This is a genomic window from Gordonia alkaliphila, assembly GCF_023017165.1.
In the GTDB taxonomy this organism is placed as follows: domain Bacteria; phylum Actinomycetota; class Actinomycetes; order Mycobacteriales; family Mycobacteriaceae; genus Gordonia; species Gordonia alkaliphila.
This window is the reverse complement of the sequence record NZ_JALKBW010000001.1, coordinates 3355792-3371557: the sequence shown is the minus strand read 5'-3', so window position 1 is coordinate 3371557 and position 15766 is coordinate 3355792. Positions and strand designations below refer to the sequence as shown.

Below are 15766 nucleotides of genomic sequence, written 5' to 3'. Positions count from 1 at the left end.
CAGCGGGCGCGGGGCCGGTTCTGCCAGCGCCCGCCGGCGTCGCCGCGGGTGGAGTCGCCGCCGGGAACTGTCCCGGCGGATACGAGGTCGGTGCCGGTCACCCGACCGGCGCTGGCTGCGTCGCTGGCAGCGTGGCCAGCAGCCCACTCAGTTGCTCCACCAAGTCGGCCAGGCGCGGACCCCAACGCGAGGCGATGTCTTCGTCGAGCACGTACACGCGGCCTTCGCGGACGGCCGTGATCTGGTCCCAACCGGCACGCTTGGCGACGGCTTCCGGGGTGACGCCGCAGCACTGGTTGTCGGCGAGGAAGATCAGATCCGGATTGTCGGTGATGATCTGCTCGGACTGCAGTTGCGGGTAGGTCACGCCGCCGATGTCGGCGCCGGCGATGTTCTTCAGGCCGAACAGTCCGTACACGTGGCCGATGAAGGTGTCGCCGGCCGCGGTGAAGAACGTCTGATCCAGCTCGTGGTAGTAGGTCAGACCGTCGGCCTGCGGGGCCGCGAGGACGGCCTTGTCGATGCGGGTCGTCATCTCGTCGACCAGCTCGGCGGCGGCGTCGCCCTCACCGACGCTCACACCGATCTTCTCGATCTGGGCGTACGCCTCGGCGACGGTGCTCGGCGCGGGCTGGTCCAGGACGGTCACCCCGGCGCGCTCGAGCCCGGACACCACGTCCGGCGCGAGTTCATTCGACACCACCAGGTCGGGGGTGTAGCCGAGGATCGCCTCCAGGTTCGGGGTGTACCCGGACAGGGCGGTCTTCGGGGCGTCCTCCGGGTAGTCCGACTGATCGTCGACGGCCACCACGCGGTCGCCGGCGCCGACGGCGAACAGCGTCTCGGTGGCCGACGGACTGAGCGAGACGATCCGGGCGGCCGCGGTTTCGGTGTCGGTGACCCCGCCCGAGCCGGTATCCGACGAGCAGGAGGCCACGAGGGCGGCGGTCGCGAGGAGGCTCGCGAGGGCGATACCGCGACGGCGGCGGTTGCTGACTGTCATGAAGTAGTTCCTTCTTCCGAGGAATCAAGTCATTCGTCACGACGGAGCTGACCTGACTCATCCGCCGTGTGGCGGCATCACAGTTGCGGGGACAGCGCCGGATTCGCACCGGCTTCACTGGACGTCGTGACGACCCGACCGGCGGTCGGGTCCACCGCGCGATTCTACCCGTGCACCCGCACGCAACAGAACTCGCGCAGTCCGCGATTGGGCCGCGCGGGGACGACCGGAGCGGCGACGGTACTACTATTTCCCCGAGATACAAGTGTTTCCCCGATAGCGGGTTTGGAGAAGGAAAAGATGACGTCCTCGGAGAATTCGGCGTTGGTCGAGCGGGTCGGGCACTACTACGTTGCCGACCACACCTATGAGATCGGGCATGAGAAGGTTCGCGAATATGCGCGCGCCGTGCAGGATTACCACCCCGCCCACTGGGACATCGCCGCGGCGAAGGAGCTCGGTTATAGCGGGCTGGTGGCGCCGTTGACCTTCACCTCGATCCCGGCGATGGCCGCGAACCAGAAGCTCATGCAAGAAGTGGTCGTCGGCTACGAGACCTATGTGCAGACCGAGCAGTCGTTCCACCAGCACCGGCCGATCGTCGTCGGCGACGTGCTGACCACCGACGTCGAGCTCACCTCGGTGCGACGCATCGCGGGCAAGGACATGATCACCATCACCAACACGCTGGTGGATCAGCACGGCGAGACGGTGCACACCATGGCCACCACCGTCGTGGGCGTGTCCGCCGACGAGGTGGATCCCGGGATCGCGCAGGCCGTCGCCAAGGTGATGATGCACGACGTCGAAATCCTGTCGGTGGAGGCCGCCGCGGCCGACTACGTGAAGACGGTCCGCGAAGGCGAGCCCGCGCCGCAGTCGCAGGCCGGTGCGACCCGGACCGTCGGTTCGCGCAACTTCGACGACCTCGCCAAGGGCGACGCCCTGCCGGTGCACCACAGCGGCCTCACCCGTGGCGACCTGGTCAACTACGCCGGTGTGGCCGGCGACGCCAACCCGATCCACTGGGACGAGAGCATCGCCAAGCTGGCCGGCCTGCCGGACGTGATCGCGCACGGCATGCTCACCATGGGTATGGGCGCCGGTTCGATCTCCGCGTGGTCGGGCGATCCGGGTGCGGTCAGCAAGTACGCGGTGCGCCTGTCGGCCCCCGCGGTGGTCCCGGCCGACGGTCGCGGCGACATCGAATACGGCGGCAAGATCAAGTCGCTGGACGCCGAGACCCGTAGCGGCACAGTCATTTTGACCGCGAAGTCGAACGACAAGAAGATCTTCGGCATGGCCACCCTGGACCTTCGCTTCTCCTGACCTGGCCTTGAGCCACCAGTTGTGCGCGGGCGGAAAATAATTGCGCGTAGGTGTTTCGGACCGCGTCGAGGTGTGACATAGTTGTTGGGCGGGTGACAGATCTGTGCCCGCCAATCTGAAGAAGGCAGTAAAACAGCATGGCACAAGGGACCGTCAAGTGGTTCAATGGCGAAAAGGGCTTCGGCTTCATCGCCCCCGACGGTGGTAGCGAAGACGTCTTCGTCCACTACAGCGCGATTTCGGGCAGCGGCTTCCGCAACCTCGAAGAGGCGCAGCGAGTCGAGTTCGACATCGAGCAGGGCCCCAAGGGTCCGCAGGCGACCAACGTCGTTGCGGTCTGATTAAGAGCTCTTCACAGCAACGCCCCGGTTCCTAGAACCGGGGCGTTGCTGCATCGCCGGGGCACTGAACCCCCGCAGCTCCCGCGAAATGCTTCCGTTCCCGCGAGAGGCTTCCGCTCCCGCGGGCGTCGGGTGAGCACGCGGCAACGGAGAACTCTCGCGGGAACCGAGAACTCTCGCGGGAAGGGGTGCCGCGGGACTAGGTTTGCGGCATGGACGTGCCGGCGATCGATTTCGCTGCGGAGCTGACTGCGTCGGTGCAGTCGGTGCGCGAATATCTGCGGGTTGCGACGTCGCTCGCTCCCGCCCCGCCGTCGACGACACGCGACGGGTGGATCGCCGTCGAGCCGGGCGGCCGCTCGCCCTGGATGCACATGCGGGAGGTCGGCGTCACGGAGGTCGCGCCGTTCGGAGTGCTCGTGACGTTCGTCTGGCGGCCGCTCCTTGCCGAGGATGAGTCGGTTCGCGATCACGGTGGCGGTGATGCTCGACGTTTCGCGGTATTCCTCGGTGCGGGCAACCTCGTCGAGCAGTTTCAGCTCGATCGGTGGTTCACGACGCTGGACCTCGGCCTCGACGGTGCCGGTTGGCGCGACGACGCGGTGCTGATGGGCGGTCTATGGTTCGTCCGACTGGCGGGCAACTGACCGCGGCGGGCCCCTGAGCGGTCCGACATGGACGCAGCTGTACTGACCGGCTTCTGCCAGCGCGGAAGCATGTTCGGTCGGCTGCGGCGATCCTGACCGAACGCGATGCCGCACCCGCGGTGGCGTATCGGGCCGCCCGCTTGGGGAAGGCGATAGCGGACGACGACGCGGGGCCGGTGACGCGCGGCATGCGCGACGGTGCGCTGTCGGCGGAGAAAGCGGACGCGGTGGTGACCGGGTTGGCACACCTGACCGATCGCGTGAACCTATCGGAGGAGAAGCGGGCCAAGGTCGTCGGCGCGCTGCTGGTGCAGACCACGCCGGCGCGGGTGCCCGTCGCCGAACGCGATGATCTGAACGCGATGACGATGGACCGCACCGACGACGGTCGGGTGGCGGTGACCCTGGATCTGGACACACTCGCGGCGGAGGAACTGTGGGCGGCGCTGGATCCGTTGACGCGGCCGGTGCCGGAGCCGGACGGCTCGGAGGACACGCGGTCGGCGAAGCGGCGGCGTGCCGATGCGGTGACGCAGGTGGTGCGGACCTATCTGTCGCATTCGGACCGGCCGGAGTCCGGGGGAGTACTGCCGGAAGCCACGCTTCCAACGCGATGCGTTGTTGGAGAATTCCATATCGACGTCGGGTCCGCGCCGCACGGTGCGGCGCGGACCCACCCGGTCGGGTTGATCAGCCGGTGGCGATGATCAGCGGCACCAGGAGTTCAGCGACGGTCCAGCCGCCGTGGTGGCCCGGCATCATCGTCTCCATCGGTTCGTGGACGCTGCGGGTGAGCAGCGTGTCCCGTCCTGCCACGGCCACCACGTCGCCGATGCGTTCGGTGACGTGCGCGGCGGCGGGGGCGCCGAACCAGCGTTCGGCCAGCACCTGGTCGCGGGTGGCGACGTGCGCGTGGCCGTCGAGTTCGTGTGCCCAGCGTGCGAACACATCGTCGGCGCGACCGGGCTCGGCGTAGACGTGGCGGACGCGCGCCTCGCCGCCGACGGCCCGGACACCCTCGGTCAGCGCCGGCGTGGTGTCGATGTCGATGCGGCGCCCGGCGGTGATCATGCCGTGGTCACCGGTCACCACCAGCGTGGCGCCGGGTTGCAGGGCCTCGACGATGGCCGCGGCCACGTCGTCGATCCGGCGGAGCCGTTCCTGCCACTCCGGGGTGCCCGGTCCCCACCGGTGCCCGGCCGCATCGAGGTTGGGCAGATAGGCATAGACCAGCCGAGGTCCCTGATCGCCCGCCGCCAACAGCTCGACGGCTTGGTCGCGCACCGCATTCGGCGACGAGGCATCGCGATAGTCCGCGGGAGTGCCGTAGGCGGCGCGCGTGAGGCCCGACTCGCGGAAGAGTTCGGGCATCAGCGTGATCACCGCGGCGCCGGCGTGGGTGAGCTCGTCGAACGCCGACGGCATCGGCTGGACCTCGGTCGGCGGGTAGAGGCCGTCGGCGGGCGGCCCGTCGGCGGTGTCCAGGGTCCACCGGAGGGCGTTGAGAGTGTGCTCGACGGCCGGATCGAGGTCGCGCGGTGCGAAGCTGTAGCCGAGGACGCCGTGCTCGGCGCACGGCAGGCCGGTGCCCAGACTCGTGAGACTGGTGGCCGTGGTCGACGGAAAGCCGACCCGCAGCGGCATGGAGCGATGGGCGAGGAGCGTCGGCGCGAACACCGAATGTTCGTGCAGCAGCAGGTCTCCCAGTCCGTCGACCATGAGGATCACCACGGTGTGGCTGTCCGGAATGGGGAGTGGTCGGTCGGCGCCGAAGCCCAGTGCGCTGGACGCTGATCCGGCCAGATCGGCGAGGGTGGGGTCGTCGGGCCAAGAGCCGGGGAGCAGTTCGTGGAGACGGTCCATGCCTGCGACGCTACGGAAGCCGACCGCGTTTGTGGCCCACAATGGGGGACATGGACGAGAGCACACCGCCGGTTCGCTATCCGGAAGCCGTGACAGTCGCCGATTTCGCCGCCAACCTCGCGGCCGTCCGGGCGCGGATCGCCGCGGCCGCGGCCCGTGCGGGACGCGATCCCGACGAGGTTCGCCTTCTACCGATCTCCAAGACCGTGCCCGCTGACCGCGTGCGTCTCGCGGTGGCCGCGGGGTGCCGTCAACTCGGTGAGAACAAGGTGCAGGAGGCCAAAGGCAAGGCCGCGGCGCTCGCCGATCTCGACGTCTCGTGGTCGGTGGTGGGCCATCTGCAGACCAACAAGGCCAAGGACGTGGTGGCCTTCGCCGACGAGTTCCAAGCGCTCGACAGCATGCGGGTGGCGCAGGCGCTGGATCGACGACTGGCGGCGGCCGACCGCACTCTGGACGTGCTGGTGCAGGTGAACACGTCGGCCGAGCCGCAGAAGTACGGGCTGGAACCGGCCGACGTGTTGCAGTTTCTGCGCGAGGTGTCGGACCTGCCCACCCTGCGCGTCCGCGGTCTGATGACGCTGGCGCTGTTCACCCCGGACTCCGAACTGGTCCGCCGGTGCTTCCGTCGGCTCCGCGCGGTCCGCGAACGGGTCCGGGACGTGGACGCCGACCTGCTCGGGCCGGGCGAACTGTCGATGGGCATGTCCGGCGACTACGAGGTCGCTATCGAAGAAGGATCGACCTGTGTTCGCGTCGGCCAGGCGATCTTCGGTGCCCGCGCGACCCCGGACAGTCACTACTGGCCCTCGGCCGCCGACCCCGCACCGTCGGGAGACTAGGGTGAATGGCACCGAGTGACATAAGTGATTGGAACGGTGAACTGTGACTGACATCAACACGGCTGCGGCGCGCGGCGGCGATGCTCGTGCCAACACCATCGACGGGATCCTGCGACGCAGCGCCGCCGTCAACAAGGAGCGGGTCGCCCTGCGCTTCGGTGGCCGCGAACTGACCTACGCGGCGCTCGACGACGCTGTCTCGCGGGCCGCGGCTGCACTTCTCGACCTCGGGCTCACGGCCGGCGACCGCGTCGCCGCCTACGGCACCAACTCCGATGCCTACGTGATCGGCTACCTGGCCGCGGCGCGCGCCGGTCTGGTGCACGTGCCGATCAACTACGCGCTCACCGGGGAGGAACTGAGCTACCTGCTGGCGCAGTCCGGCGCCCGCGCCGCGCTGGTGGATCCGGCACTGGCCTCGCAGTTGGACGCGGTCCTGAGCGCGACCGCCGTCGAACATGTACTTCCGCTGCGGGAGGCGGACGGTTCGCTGCTGGAATTGGCGACCGCGGGCGAGGCGCTCGACTTCGAGTCGGCGGCCTCCGGCGAAGATCTGGTGCAGCTGCTCTACACCTCGGGCACCACGTCGAAGCCCAAGGGCGCCATGATGACTCATCGCGCACTGGTCCACGAGTACACGTCGTCGATCGTGGCGCTCGACCTCGCCGCCGATGACAACCCGCTGATCTGCATGCCGCTGTACCACTCGGCAGGCATGCACGTGTTCATGGTTCCGTACCTCGCGGTCGGCGCCACCGTCACGCTGCTGCCCGCGCCGGACATCCCGGAGATTCTGCGGATCGTGGAAGCGGACCGGATCGGTGCGCTCTTCCTCGCCCCGACCGTGTGGGTGCCGTTGGCCGCACACCCGGACCTGGACACTCGCGACCTGTCGTCCCTGCGTAAGGCGCAGTACGGGGCGTCGATCATGCCGGTGACCGTCCTGAATCGTCTCCGCGAGAAGTACCCGGACCTGGGCTTCTACAACTGTTTCGGTCAGTCGGAGATCGGTCCGCTGGCCACCGTGCTGCGCCCGGAGGAGCACGCGGAGCGGCCGTCGTCGGCCGGCCGCGCGGTGCTGTTCGTTCAGACCCGCGTGGTCGACGCCGACGGCAACGACGTGCCCGACGGCGAACCCGGCGAGGTGCTGTACCGGTCGCCGCAGCTGTGCGAGGGCTACTGGGACAACCCGGAGGCCACCGCGGCGGCGTTCGAGGGCGGCTGGTTCCACTCCGGCGACCTCGTGACCCGTGACGCGCAGGGCTACCTCACGGTGGTCGACCGCATCAAGGACGTGATCAACACCGGCGGCATCCTGGTCGCCTCCCGCGAAGTGGAAGACGCGCTCTACACGCACGACGCGGTGGGCGAGGTCGCGGTGATCGGTGTGCCGGACGAGAAGTGGATCGAAGCGATCACCGCGGTGATCGTGGTCCGCGACGGCGCGCAGGTGACCGAAACCGAACTGATCGCCCACGTGAAGGAGCGCCTGGCGCCGTTCAAGGTGCCCAAGGCGATCCGCTTTGTGGAGTCGCTGCCGCGCAACCAGAGCGGCAAGCTGCTCAAGCGCGAGCTGCGCGACTCCTGATCGCCCAGCGGGGACGTCACGACGACGAGGACAACAACCGGACCAGGTAGTTCGCCGAGCGGGCGACGTTCGGGTCCTCGTCGTCGCGCAGGCGCGACAGCGCTGCCACCGTGGGCGGCCCCGGCACCTCGGCCAGGGCCTGCGTGAGGCGCAACCGCGCGCCGGGATCGGCGGCGGCGTTCACCTGCGTCACCAGCAGGTCCACCAGGTCCTCGGCGCGGTCGCGCCGCCGCGCCAGCGCACCGAGGGCCTCGGCGGCATCGACGTCGGCCACGCCGTCGATCACCATCTGCAGGAGCACCGGCAGGGCCTGGGCCACACCCCGCGGCCCGACGGCCAGTGCGGCCCGCCGCCGCAGTACCGGATCGTCGTGATCGAGCAGCGCCGACAGCGTGGCGGTCGCCGCGTCCGACGGTGACTCGGCGATCGCTTCGACGGCGCGACGTCGCACCAGCGGGTCGGGGTCGTCGAGCGCGGACGCCAGCGGGCCGAGCGCTACATCGCCGGAGCGACGCAGCGCCCACTTGAGCGCACCCGCGGTAATGGGCTCGGTCTCGGCCAGCACAGCCTGGGTCAACGGCTCCGCCAGGCGGACCGCGTCGCCCGCGTCCATGCCGAGTGCGCTGAGTTGGCGTCGTACCGGCTGCACCGACTGCAGGCCGCGGATCAACGGCAGCAGCTGCTCCACCTGCGCCCATCGCTGCGGCGCGCCCGACCGCAGCGTCGACAGGCGCTCCAGCAGATCGGCCTCGGCGGCGAGTCGTTCCTTCGTCTGCGTGATCAGCCGGTCGATCAGTGCGCCCGGGTCCGCCCCGGAATCCGCCAGTGCGACAGCGACTTCCGCGAGGGACAGGCCGAGGGTCCGCAGGCTCTCGATCCGGAACAGGCGCTGGAGATCGCCGTCGTCGTACTCGCGGTAGCCGCCCGCCGATCGCGTCGACGGCGTGAGCAGCCCGATCTTGTCGTAGTGGCGCAGCATGCGGACACTGACGCCGGACTGCTGTGCCACCTCGCCGATCTGCATGGTCGTCTACACCTCGTCCAGTCCGGCGTCGGGGTCGTCGAGCAGCCGCTGTGTGGCGGCGGCGTGCACACGCACCGCCTCATTGTCGCTCGATGCGGCGGCCCGCAGCGGGCTTTCGGCAGCTTGGCCGAGTGCCGCCAGGGCCCGGCTCAGACTGCGGCGCAGCGGCCGATCGTCGCGGCCCAGACGTGCGGCCAACGACCAGGCGAGCGACTCGCGCAGATCGTCCGGCACCAGCACCACCGCGGCGCGCCACGCGCTCGCGGCGAGATCGTCGTCGGGGGAGTCGAGCAGTTCTGGAGTGACCGCCGACCAGCCCCGCGGGTCGCCAATCTTCGACATCGTGTGCAGCGCTTGGCTTTTCGCCTGCGATCCACGGCCGCGGACCTCGCGCAGCAGCAGCGGCAACGTCGCCTCCACGTCCTGGCGAACCAGCGCCCAGGTCAGCATGTCGCGGACGAAGAAATCCCGCTCGATCGCGCACCGCTGCACGAGGAGCGCGGGATAGCGGGCAGCGGGTTCGGTGCCCGCGGCGAGTGCTGCACGCAGCCGCACCGAGGCGTTCGGTGCGGTGAGTGCCGTCGACACCTGTTCGTGGCGCATCGAGACGGTCATGGGCTTCTCCTTACGGTTCCGGGTCGGTACCCGATACCGAGTGAACGGCCTGACACCGTGTCAGGGTCAAAGGGACCATTGCGTGCGCGCAACCATTCGCGCAGAATCGATCCATGTATGCACGCAGAGCAGCGCGTTGGGCGGCATCGCTGGTGACGTTGGGGTTGGTCGTGGGATGCTCGGCCGAGGACGTGGCCCTCCCCAGCGCCACGACCGTCGAGGCGGGTGCGTCAGAGGTGGCGACGGGACTCGACGCGCCCTGGTCGATCGCCTTCTATGGCGACACGCCGCTGGTCAGTGAACGCGATTCGGCACGGATCGTAGAGCTCGACGCCGACGGCGAGTCCCGCGAAGTGGCCCGCGTCGACGGGGTACGTGCCGGTGGTGAGGGCGGCTTGATGGGCCTCGCGGTCCGCGACGACTACCTGTACGCGTACTACTCCACCGCATCCGACAACCGCATCGAACGCTTCGCCATCGACGGCGAGCCCGGCGCACTGTCGCTCCGCGACGGGCAGGTGATCGTCGACGGCATTCCGGTCTCGGCCCATCACAACGGCGGCCGCCTCGCTTTCGGCCCCGACGGCCGGCTGTACGCCACCACCGGCGATGCGGGGCAGCCGGACCGGGCCCAAGACCCGAATTCGCTGGCCGGCAAGATCTTGCAGATCGCCGACCCCGACGGTGCCCCGGACCAGGTGCAGGCGCGGGTGTACTCGATGGGCCACCGGAACTCGCAGGGACTGGCGTGGGCGCCGGACGGCACGATGTTCGCCGCCGAGTTCGGGCAGGACACCTGGGACGAGCTCAACGTGATCACCGAGGGCGCCAACTACGGGTGGCCGGTGGTGGAGGGCATCGCCGGGCGCGAAGGCTTCGTCGATCCCGTGCAGCAATGGTCGCCGCAGCAGGCGAGCCCCAGCGGTATCGCCTTCCACGACGGGCGGATCGTGATCGCCAACCTGCGCGGGCAACGCCTGCGCACCGTCGCCGCGAGTGCGCCGTGGGGCACCACCGACACCCTCCAGGGCGCCGGTCGACTCCGCGATGCGGTGGTGGCGCCCGACGGTTCGCTGTGGGTGCTCACCAACAACACCGACGGGCGCGGCCGGCCGGGCGCCAACGACGACCGGATTCTGCGCGTCCAGCTCAGCTCTGGCGACGTCGAACCATCTCGGTGATCCACGTCGGCGCATAGGGCGAGGTGCAGTTCGGCGCGGTGGGGTAGTCGCGCAGCACGCCGAGGCGTTCGCCGATCGCCAGCGCGCGCGGTCGCCGGCCGGGGTCCTCGATGCCGATGTGGGCCAGGCACGTGTTCATCGCCCACTGCAGGCGCTCGGGCGCGTCGGCCATCTCCGCCTCGATTACGTCCAGGAGACCGTCGAGGTCGAGGCTCGCGAGGTCGTCGGCCTTGGCCGCCCGCACCACCCGGTCGGCGGTGAGCGCGCAGCCCGCACTGGCGACCACCGGATCGGCGTCGGCCAGCCACGCGACCCGCAGTTCTTCGGCATGCGGGCTCTTCTTCACCACGTAGCCCACCAGCCAGTCGTGCACCTTGGGGGTGCGCGTCTGCCGGATCATGGTGTCCAACTCGTCGCGGCGGAACTGCTTGGGTCGGCACACGAGGATCGCCAGGAGGCGCGCGGCGCTGTCGTCGGTGGCCCACAGGGCTGTCGCGAGATCGGGTTGCGCCTTGAACTTCTTGGCGACCGCGCGCAGCGCCGTGAGGTGCACCGCGTGATCGTCGCCGTGACGGGTGTTGACGGCGAGGAACGTGGGGTCGCGCAACTCCGCGAGTTCGGCTAGGACGTCGTCGAGTACGGGTGCGGTCATGCGGCCGAGGATAGTGCGCCGCGTACCCTCGTAGCCGTGGTTGATCTCGCATATGTCATCGCAGGTTCCGAGGCCACCGGCGGCGCCGGTCTGCAGGCCGACCTGAAAACCTTCCAGGAGCTGGGCGTCTTCGGCGTCGGTACCATCACGTGCATCGTGTCGTTCGACCCGAAGAACGGCTGGGGTCACCGCTTCGTGCCCGTGGAGCCTGGCGTGATCGCCGACCAGTTCGAGGCCGCCAACGGGGTGTATGACCTCGACGTGGTGAAGATCGGCATGCTCGGCACCCCGGCGACGATCGACGTGGTCGCCGACTCGCTGAACAGCCGCCGCTGGCGGCACGTGGTGCTCGACCCGGTGCTGATCTGCAAGGGGCAGGAGCCCGGCGCCGCTCTCGACACCGACACCGCGCTGCGCGAGAAGGTGCTGCCGCAGGCCACCGTCGTGACGCCGAACCGCTTCGAGGCGCAGATCCTCTCCGGCATCGAGCAGATCCAGACCGAAGAGGACCTGATCGAGGCGGCGCGCCGCATCCACGCGCTCGGCCCGGAGTACGTGATCGCCAAGGGCGGCGTCGACCTGCCCGGCGACGACGCCATCGACGTGCTGTTCGACGGCGAGACGGTGACGGTGTTCCGCGCGCCGAAGATCGGGCAGGAGCGGGTCTCCGGCGCGGGCTGCACCCTGGCCGCCGCGATCACCGCGGAACTGGCCAAGGGGGCCGCCGTGGCCGACGCCGTGGCCTTCGCCAAGGAGTTCGTCACCGCCGGCATCGCAGCGCGGGTCAGCGGGAACGCGCCGTTCGACGCCGTCTGGCAGGGCGGCTACGTGGAACAGCTGAGCCTGAACGACTAGCGGTACTCGCTGTTCGCGGCGATCACGCCCGCGCCGCGCAGATAGCCGAGCAGCCCGGTGGTCAGGGGCAGGTCCGCCAAGTCGGCGGGGGCCACCCACCGGACCTCCTCGGCGTCGTCGCCCGAACGCAGGACGCCGCCGGTGACGGTGCCCGCGAAGTCGTGCACCTCGAAGAGTTCGTCGTCGCCGAACGGCACCGTCGCGGTCCACAGTTCTTCGCCGACGGTCACCTCCAGGCCGGTCTCTTCGCGAACCTCGCGCACCGCGGCTTCCTCGAACGTCTCGCCAGGCTCCACGTGACCGCCGGGCACCGACCAGCGGCCGCGCTGCGGGTCGTGGCCGCGCTTGACCAGCAGCACACGTCCGTCCTCGTCGACGAGGACGACACTGGCGGCGAGGACGATGCGCATCCGTCCACCGTAGCGGGGCGCAGTCGCGGTGGGCGTGCCCGATAGAGTCGCGTCGTGCGCAGTCGGGGGATGGTCAGTTGGATGCGGTGGATCGGTGACCTCGGGTGGTGGCTGTTCGTAGTGGCGACCGTGCTGCACATCGGAGCGCTCCCGGGCGACGGAATGCCGCGCCGCTACGCCGACTACGTGGAAACCGACCTCGGCTGGACCGCCTACACGCCCGTCCACAGCATCGGCTCCGGATTCACCCAGTGGAACATCGTGGCCACCGCCGCGGTGGTCGGGCTGGTGGTCGCGGCATGCGCGGCGGTGGCCGAGAGTGTGTTGCCGCCACGCGGTCTCTGGAGCGCGGCCGCACCGGCCGCGACCGCGGTCGGCGCCGGTGTGTTGCTTCTGGGCTCTTACTGGGCCGATCCGGCGCGGGGCTCGGTGACGGTGAAGCCGTGGCTGGTGCTGCTGATGCTCGTGGCCGCGGTGGTGATCCGCGAGGCAGGAGTCCGGTGGACGCGCAGCCGCGGCGACGGGGTCAGCCGTCGAGGAGCTGAAGAAGCACCTGCGCCTCACTGATCTGCGGCTCCTTGGTGGCCGTCAGCAGCGTGAGGTTCCCCGCTGCAGCGAACTCACGCAGCCGGGCCAGCGCCTGCTTCTGCTCGTCGTCGTCGGCGAGCTCGTCGCGGTACCGCTGCGCGAACTCGTCGAACTTGGCGGGGTCGTGGGAGTACCACTTTCGCAGCCCAGTCGACGGCGCCACTTCCCTGCACCACAAGGTCAGGTGGGCGCGGTCCTTGCTGATGCCGCGCGGCCACAGTCGGTCCACCAGCACCCGCGCGCCGTCGTCCGGGTCCGGATCCTCGTAGATGCGGCGCACCCGCACGGTCTTCTCCGTCATCGCTGCGGCCCTTCCTCCGGTTGTCGATCGTCCTGGTCCTGCAGTCCCGCGGCGCCCGCCAGTGCGTCGGCGCGCGCGAGCACGTCCTGGAGCATCTGCGGCGTGAGACGCCCAGTGAACGTGTTGTGCGACTGACGTGGAAGCAGCCGAGCAGGATCAGGCGGCGGCCGTCCGGGTGCTGCACCGGAACCTCGACGCCGTGCCCGAACTTCGGTCGCGGCCGCGGCACCTCCCAGCCGGTGTCGATCAGCGCCGACAACAGCGCCTGCCAACCGAACGCGCCCAGCACCACGACCGTGCGCAGGGTCGGCGCCAGCAACTCCAGCTCGCGGGCCAGATACGGCGAGCAGGTGCGCCGCTCGACGGGGGTCGGCTTGTTCTGCGGCGGCGCGCAGTGCACCGGTGACGTGATGCGTGCGCCGATCAGCTCCAGACCGTCGTCGGCGGATACCGCGTCGGGCGTACTGGCCAGTCCCGTCGCGAACATGGCGGCGTACAGGAAGTCGCCGCTGCGGTCGCCGGTGAACATGCGGCCGGTGCGGTTGGCGCCGTGCGCGGCCGGAGCCAACCCGAGGATCAGGAGGCGGGCATCCGCCGGCCCGAAGCCGGGAACCGCTCTGCCCCAATAGATCTGGTCGGCGAACGCGGCCCGCTTCTCGCGAGCCACCTCCTCGCGCCACGCCACCAGTCGCGGACACGCGCGGCACGTGGTGATCAGCGCGTCGAGCTCGCCGAGGTCGCGGACCGCCCGGGCGCGCCGCGGTGCGGTGGTGCCGGAAGGAGCCATGACTTCACGGTAGCGGCGAACCGACGGCAGCGGGGCGGCCTCGGTCTACGCTCGGGGCATGTCCGGACCGCAGGCATCGCCCGCGCTCTCCGCGCTGGTGTCGGCCGCCGCGGATGCCGCCGCGACGCGTTCGCGCACGGCCAAGATCGCCGCGCTGGCGGCGGTGCTCGCGCAGGTGCCGCCGGCGCAGGCGCCCGTTGTGGTCGGGCTGCTGCTGGGCAGCCCGGTGCAGGGCCGCCTCGGCGTCGGGTGGCGGACGGTCGCGAGCGAGCGCCCGGCCCCGGCCGCCGCCGCGTCGTTGAGCGTCGCGGACGTCGACGAGGCCTTCACCGTGCTGGCGACCGCCCGGGGCGCCGGCAGCGCTGCGCGGCGCACCGCCGCGCTCACCGACCTGCTCGGCCGGGCGACCGCGACCGAGCAGGACTTTCTGGTGCGCGTGCTGACCGGCGAGATGCGTACCGGTGCGCTGGCCGGGGTCCTGACCGATGCGATCGGGCAGGCGGCGGCGGTGCCGGTCGCCGTGGTCCGGCGCGCCGCCATGCTGTCCGGGGACCTCGGTGCGACCGCACGCGCCGCGCTGGCGGGGGAGGACCTGGCCCGGATCACGTTGACTCCGGGCGTGCCGGTGCAGCCGATGCTGGCGGCGTCGGCGCCGAGCGTCGAGGAGGCGGTGGCAGCGCTCGGTCCGGTGTCGGTCGAGTACAAACTCGACGGCGCGCGGCTGCAGGTGCACCGGGTCGACGGGGTGGTGCGCGCCTACACGCGGAGCCTGGCCGAGGTGACCGATCGCGTCCCCGAGGTCGTCGAGCTGGTCGGCGGCTTCCCGGGCGGGGACCTGGTGCTCGACGGCGAGACGCTCACCCTCGACGCCGACGGCCGAGCCCGGCCCTTTCAGGACACGATGAGCCGGTTCGGCGGCCGGGACACCGGCGACCGGCCGCTGTCGGTCAGCTTCTTCGACGTGCTGTACGCGCAGGACCGAAGCCTCGTCGACGCACCGCTGTCCGACCGGCACGAGTTGCTGCAGGCGATCGTCGGCCCGGCCCTGATCCCCGGTGCCCTGATTCCGGGCGGCGGTGCGGTTGACGGCCCCGCCGAGCGAGCCCGGGCCGCGCGGGACACGTTCGACGCGGCGCTGGCCGCCGGCCACGAGGGCGTCGTGGTCAAGGCGCTGGGCGCCCCGTACGCGGCCGGCCGCCGCGGCGCGGACTGGATCAAGGTGAAGCCGGTGTACACCTTCGACCTGGTGGTGTTGGCCGTCGAACGCGGCTCGGGACGACGCACCGGCCGGCTGTCGAACCTGCACCTGGGCGCCCGCGACCCAGACGGACGGTTCGGCGATGCCGGCGGTTTCGTGATGGTCGGCAAGACGTTCAAGGGGCTGACCGACGACCTGCTGCGCTGGCAGACCGAATTCTTTCCGACCATCGCCACCGGCGACGACGGATACGTCCTCACGCTGGCCCCGGAGACGGTGGTCGAGGTGGCGATCGACGGCGTGCAGCGGTCGAGCCGCTATCCCGGCGGCCTCGCGCTGCGGTTCGCGCGGGTCAAGCGCTATCGCACCGGTGCCGACGCCAAGCCCGCCGCCCACGCCGACACCGTCGACGATCTGCTGCAGCGGCTCCCGCCGCAGGGATAGCCGCCCCCTGGACCCCACGTCAGCGGGTGGCGGGCGCTCGGCCCTGGCAGAATGGGCCAGAAGAAGCCCCCTGCCCACGGAGAAGCCTTGGCCGTCGT

General features: G+C 70.4%; 17 protein-coding genes, 1 pseudogene and 1 riboswitch. Of the genes and pseudogenes, 10 read left to right on the top strand and 8 right to left on the bottom strand.

From position 1 onward, the window contains the following. Positions 1-97: 97 nt before the first annotated feature. Positions 98-1003 (bottom strand): ABC transporter substrate-binding protein, encoded by a 906-nt coding sequence (locus tag MUG78_RS15435; RefSeq protein WP_246996291.1) that lies wholly within the window; start codon positions 1001-1003, stop codon positions 98-100. Positions 1004-1029: 26 nt separating this feature from the next. Beyond that, positions 1030-1173: riboswitch (cobalamin riboswitch) on the bottom strand. Positions 1174-1303: 130 nt separating this feature from the next. On the opposite strand from MUG78_RS15435, the gene MUG78_RS15430 reads away from it, so the two are divergent. From MUG78_RS15430 to MUG78_RS15415, 4 genes are all read left to right on the top strand, one after another. Next, the gene (locus MUG78_RS15430; protein ID WP_246996289.1) at positions 1304-2332 is read left to right on the top strand and encodes a fused (3R)-hydroxyacyl-ACP dehydratase subunits HadA/HadB; all 1029 of its coding nucleotides are present in this window, start codon (positions 1304-1306) and stop codon (positions 2330-2332) included. Between the two features lie 137 nt (positions 2333-2469). Beyond that, positions 2470-2673, top strand: a complete 204-nt coding sequence (locus MUG78_RS15425) for a cold-shock protein (RefSeq protein ID WP_246996287.1) — start codon at positions 2470-2472, stop codon at positions 2671-2673. A 212-nt stretch (positions 2674-2885) separates the two neighbouring features. Beyond that, entirely contained in the window at positions 2886-3320 is a 435-nt protein-coding gene (locus MUG78_RS15420) for a hypothetical protein (protein ID WP_246996285.1), read from the top strand. Between the two features lie 140 nt (positions 3321-3460). After that, positions 3461-4027: a DUF222 domain-containing protein gene (locus MUG78_RS15415; protein ID WP_246996283.1), complete on the top strand. Its 567-nt coding sequence runs from the start codon at positions 3461-3463 to the stop codon at positions 4025-4027. Here the strand turns inward: MUG78_RS15415 and MUG78_RS15410 are convergent. Beyond that, positions 4011-5183 (bottom strand): alkaline phosphatase family protein, encoded by a 1173-nt coding sequence (locus tag MUG78_RS15410; RefSeq protein ID WP_246996281.1) that lies wholly within the window; start codon positions 5181-5183, stop codon positions 4011-4013. The two genes, MUG78_RS15415 and MUG78_RS15410, sit on opposite strands and share 17 nt — an antisense overlap. A 50-nt stretch (positions 5184-5233) precedes the next feature. Here MUG78_RS15410 and MUG78_RS15405 point away from each other — a divergent pair, with 50 nt between their 5' ends. Both MUG78_RS15405 and MUG78_RS15400 read left to right on the top strand, forming a co-directional pair. After that, entirely contained in the window at positions 5234-6025 is a 792-nt protein-coding gene (locus tag MUG78_RS15405; RefSeq protein WP_372493257.1) for a YggS family pyridoxal phosphate-dependent enzyme, read from the top strand. Positions 6026-6068: 43 nt separating this feature from the next. Beyond that, positions 6069-7613, top strand: a complete 1545-nt coding sequence (locus MUG78_RS15400) for a fatty acyl-CoA synthetase (RefSeq protein WP_246996277.1) — start codon at positions 6069-6071, stop codon at positions 7611-7613. Between the two features lie 16 nt (positions 7614-7629). On the opposite strand, the gene MUG78_RS15395 is transcribed toward MUG78_RS15400, so the two are convergent. Together MUG78_RS15395 and MUG78_RS15390 are read right to left on the bottom strand one after the other, a co-directional pair. Continuing rightward, a complete protein-coding gene (locus MUG78_RS15395; RefSeq protein WP_246996276.1) occupies positions 7630-8637 on the bottom strand; it encodes a MerR family DNA-binding transcriptional regulator in 1008 nt (335 codons plus the stop codon). A 6-nt stretch (positions 8638-8643) separates the two neighbouring features. Further along, complete coding sequence (locus MUG78_RS15390; RefSeq protein ID WP_246996275.1) at positions 8644-9252, bottom strand: HEAT repeat domain-containing protein; 609 nt, start codon at positions 9250-9252, stop codon at positions 8644-8646. Positions 9253-9365: 113 nt separating this feature from the next. Between MUG78_RS15390 and MUG78_RS15385 the strand changes: the two genes are divergently transcribed. Further along, a complete protein-coding gene (locus MUG78_RS15385; protein ID WP_246996274.1) occupies positions 9366-10433 on the top strand; it encodes a PQQ-dependent sugar dehydrogenase in 1068 nt (355 codons plus the stop codon). Here the strand turns inward: MUG78_RS15385 and MUG78_RS15380 are convergent. Then, positions 10402-11085, bottom strand: a complete 684-nt coding sequence (locus MUG78_RS15380; protein ID WP_246996273.1) for a DNA alkylation repair protein — start codon at positions 11083-11085, stop codon at positions 10402-10404. The genes MUG78_RS15385 and MUG78_RS15380 overlap by 32 nt on opposite strands. Before the next feature lie 36 nt (positions 11086-11121). Between MUG78_RS15380 and thiD the strand changes: the two genes are divergently transcribed. Continuing rightward, positions 11122-11940: a bifunctional hydroxymethylpyrimidine kinase/phosphomethylpyrimidine kinase gene (gene thiD / locus MUG78_RS15375; RefSeq protein ID WP_246996272.1), complete on the top strand. Its 819-nt coding sequence runs from the start codon at positions 11122-11124 to the stop codon at positions 11938-11940. Here thiD and MUG78_RS15370 read toward each other — a convergent pair. Further along, positions 11937-12350, bottom strand: a complete 414-nt coding sequence (locus tag MUG78_RS15370; protein ID WP_246996271.1) for an NUDIX hydrolase — start codon at positions 12348-12350, stop codon at positions 11937-11939. The two genes, thiD and MUG78_RS15370, sit on opposite strands and share 4 nt — an antisense overlap. A 54-nt stretch (positions 12351-12404) precedes the next feature. Between MUG78_RS15370 and MUG78_RS15365 the strand changes: the two genes are divergently transcribed. Next, the gene (locus tag MUG78_RS15365; RefSeq protein ID WP_246996270.1) at positions 12405-12917 is read left to right on the top strand and encodes a hypothetical protein; all 513 of its coding nucleotides are present in this window, start codon (positions 12405-12407) and stop codon (positions 12915-12917) included. On the opposite strand, the gene MUG78_RS15360 is transcribed toward MUG78_RS15365, so the two are convergent. Further along, a complete protein-coding gene (locus MUG78_RS15360) occupies positions 12877-13239 on the bottom strand; it encodes a DUF488 domain-containing protein (RefSeq protein ID WP_246996269.1) in 363 nt (120 codons plus the stop codon). The two genes, MUG78_RS15365 and MUG78_RS15360, sit on opposite strands and share 41 nt — an antisense overlap. Continuing rightward, positions 13236-14026 (bottom strand): annotated as a pseudogene (locus MUG78_RS15355) (uracil-DNA glycosylase). The gene MUG78_RS15360 and the pseudogene MUG78_RS15355 overlap by 4 nt, the downstream one beginning before the upstream one ends. Before the next feature lie 58 nt (positions 14027-14084). Between MUG78_RS15355 and MUG78_RS15350 the strand changes: the two are divergent. Further along, positions 14085-15668 (top strand): ATP-dependent DNA ligase, encoded by a 1584-nt coding sequence (locus MUG78_RS15350; protein WP_246996268.1) that lies wholly within the window; start codon positions 14085-14087, stop codon positions 15666-15668. Positions 15669-15766: the final 98 nt, after the last annotated feature.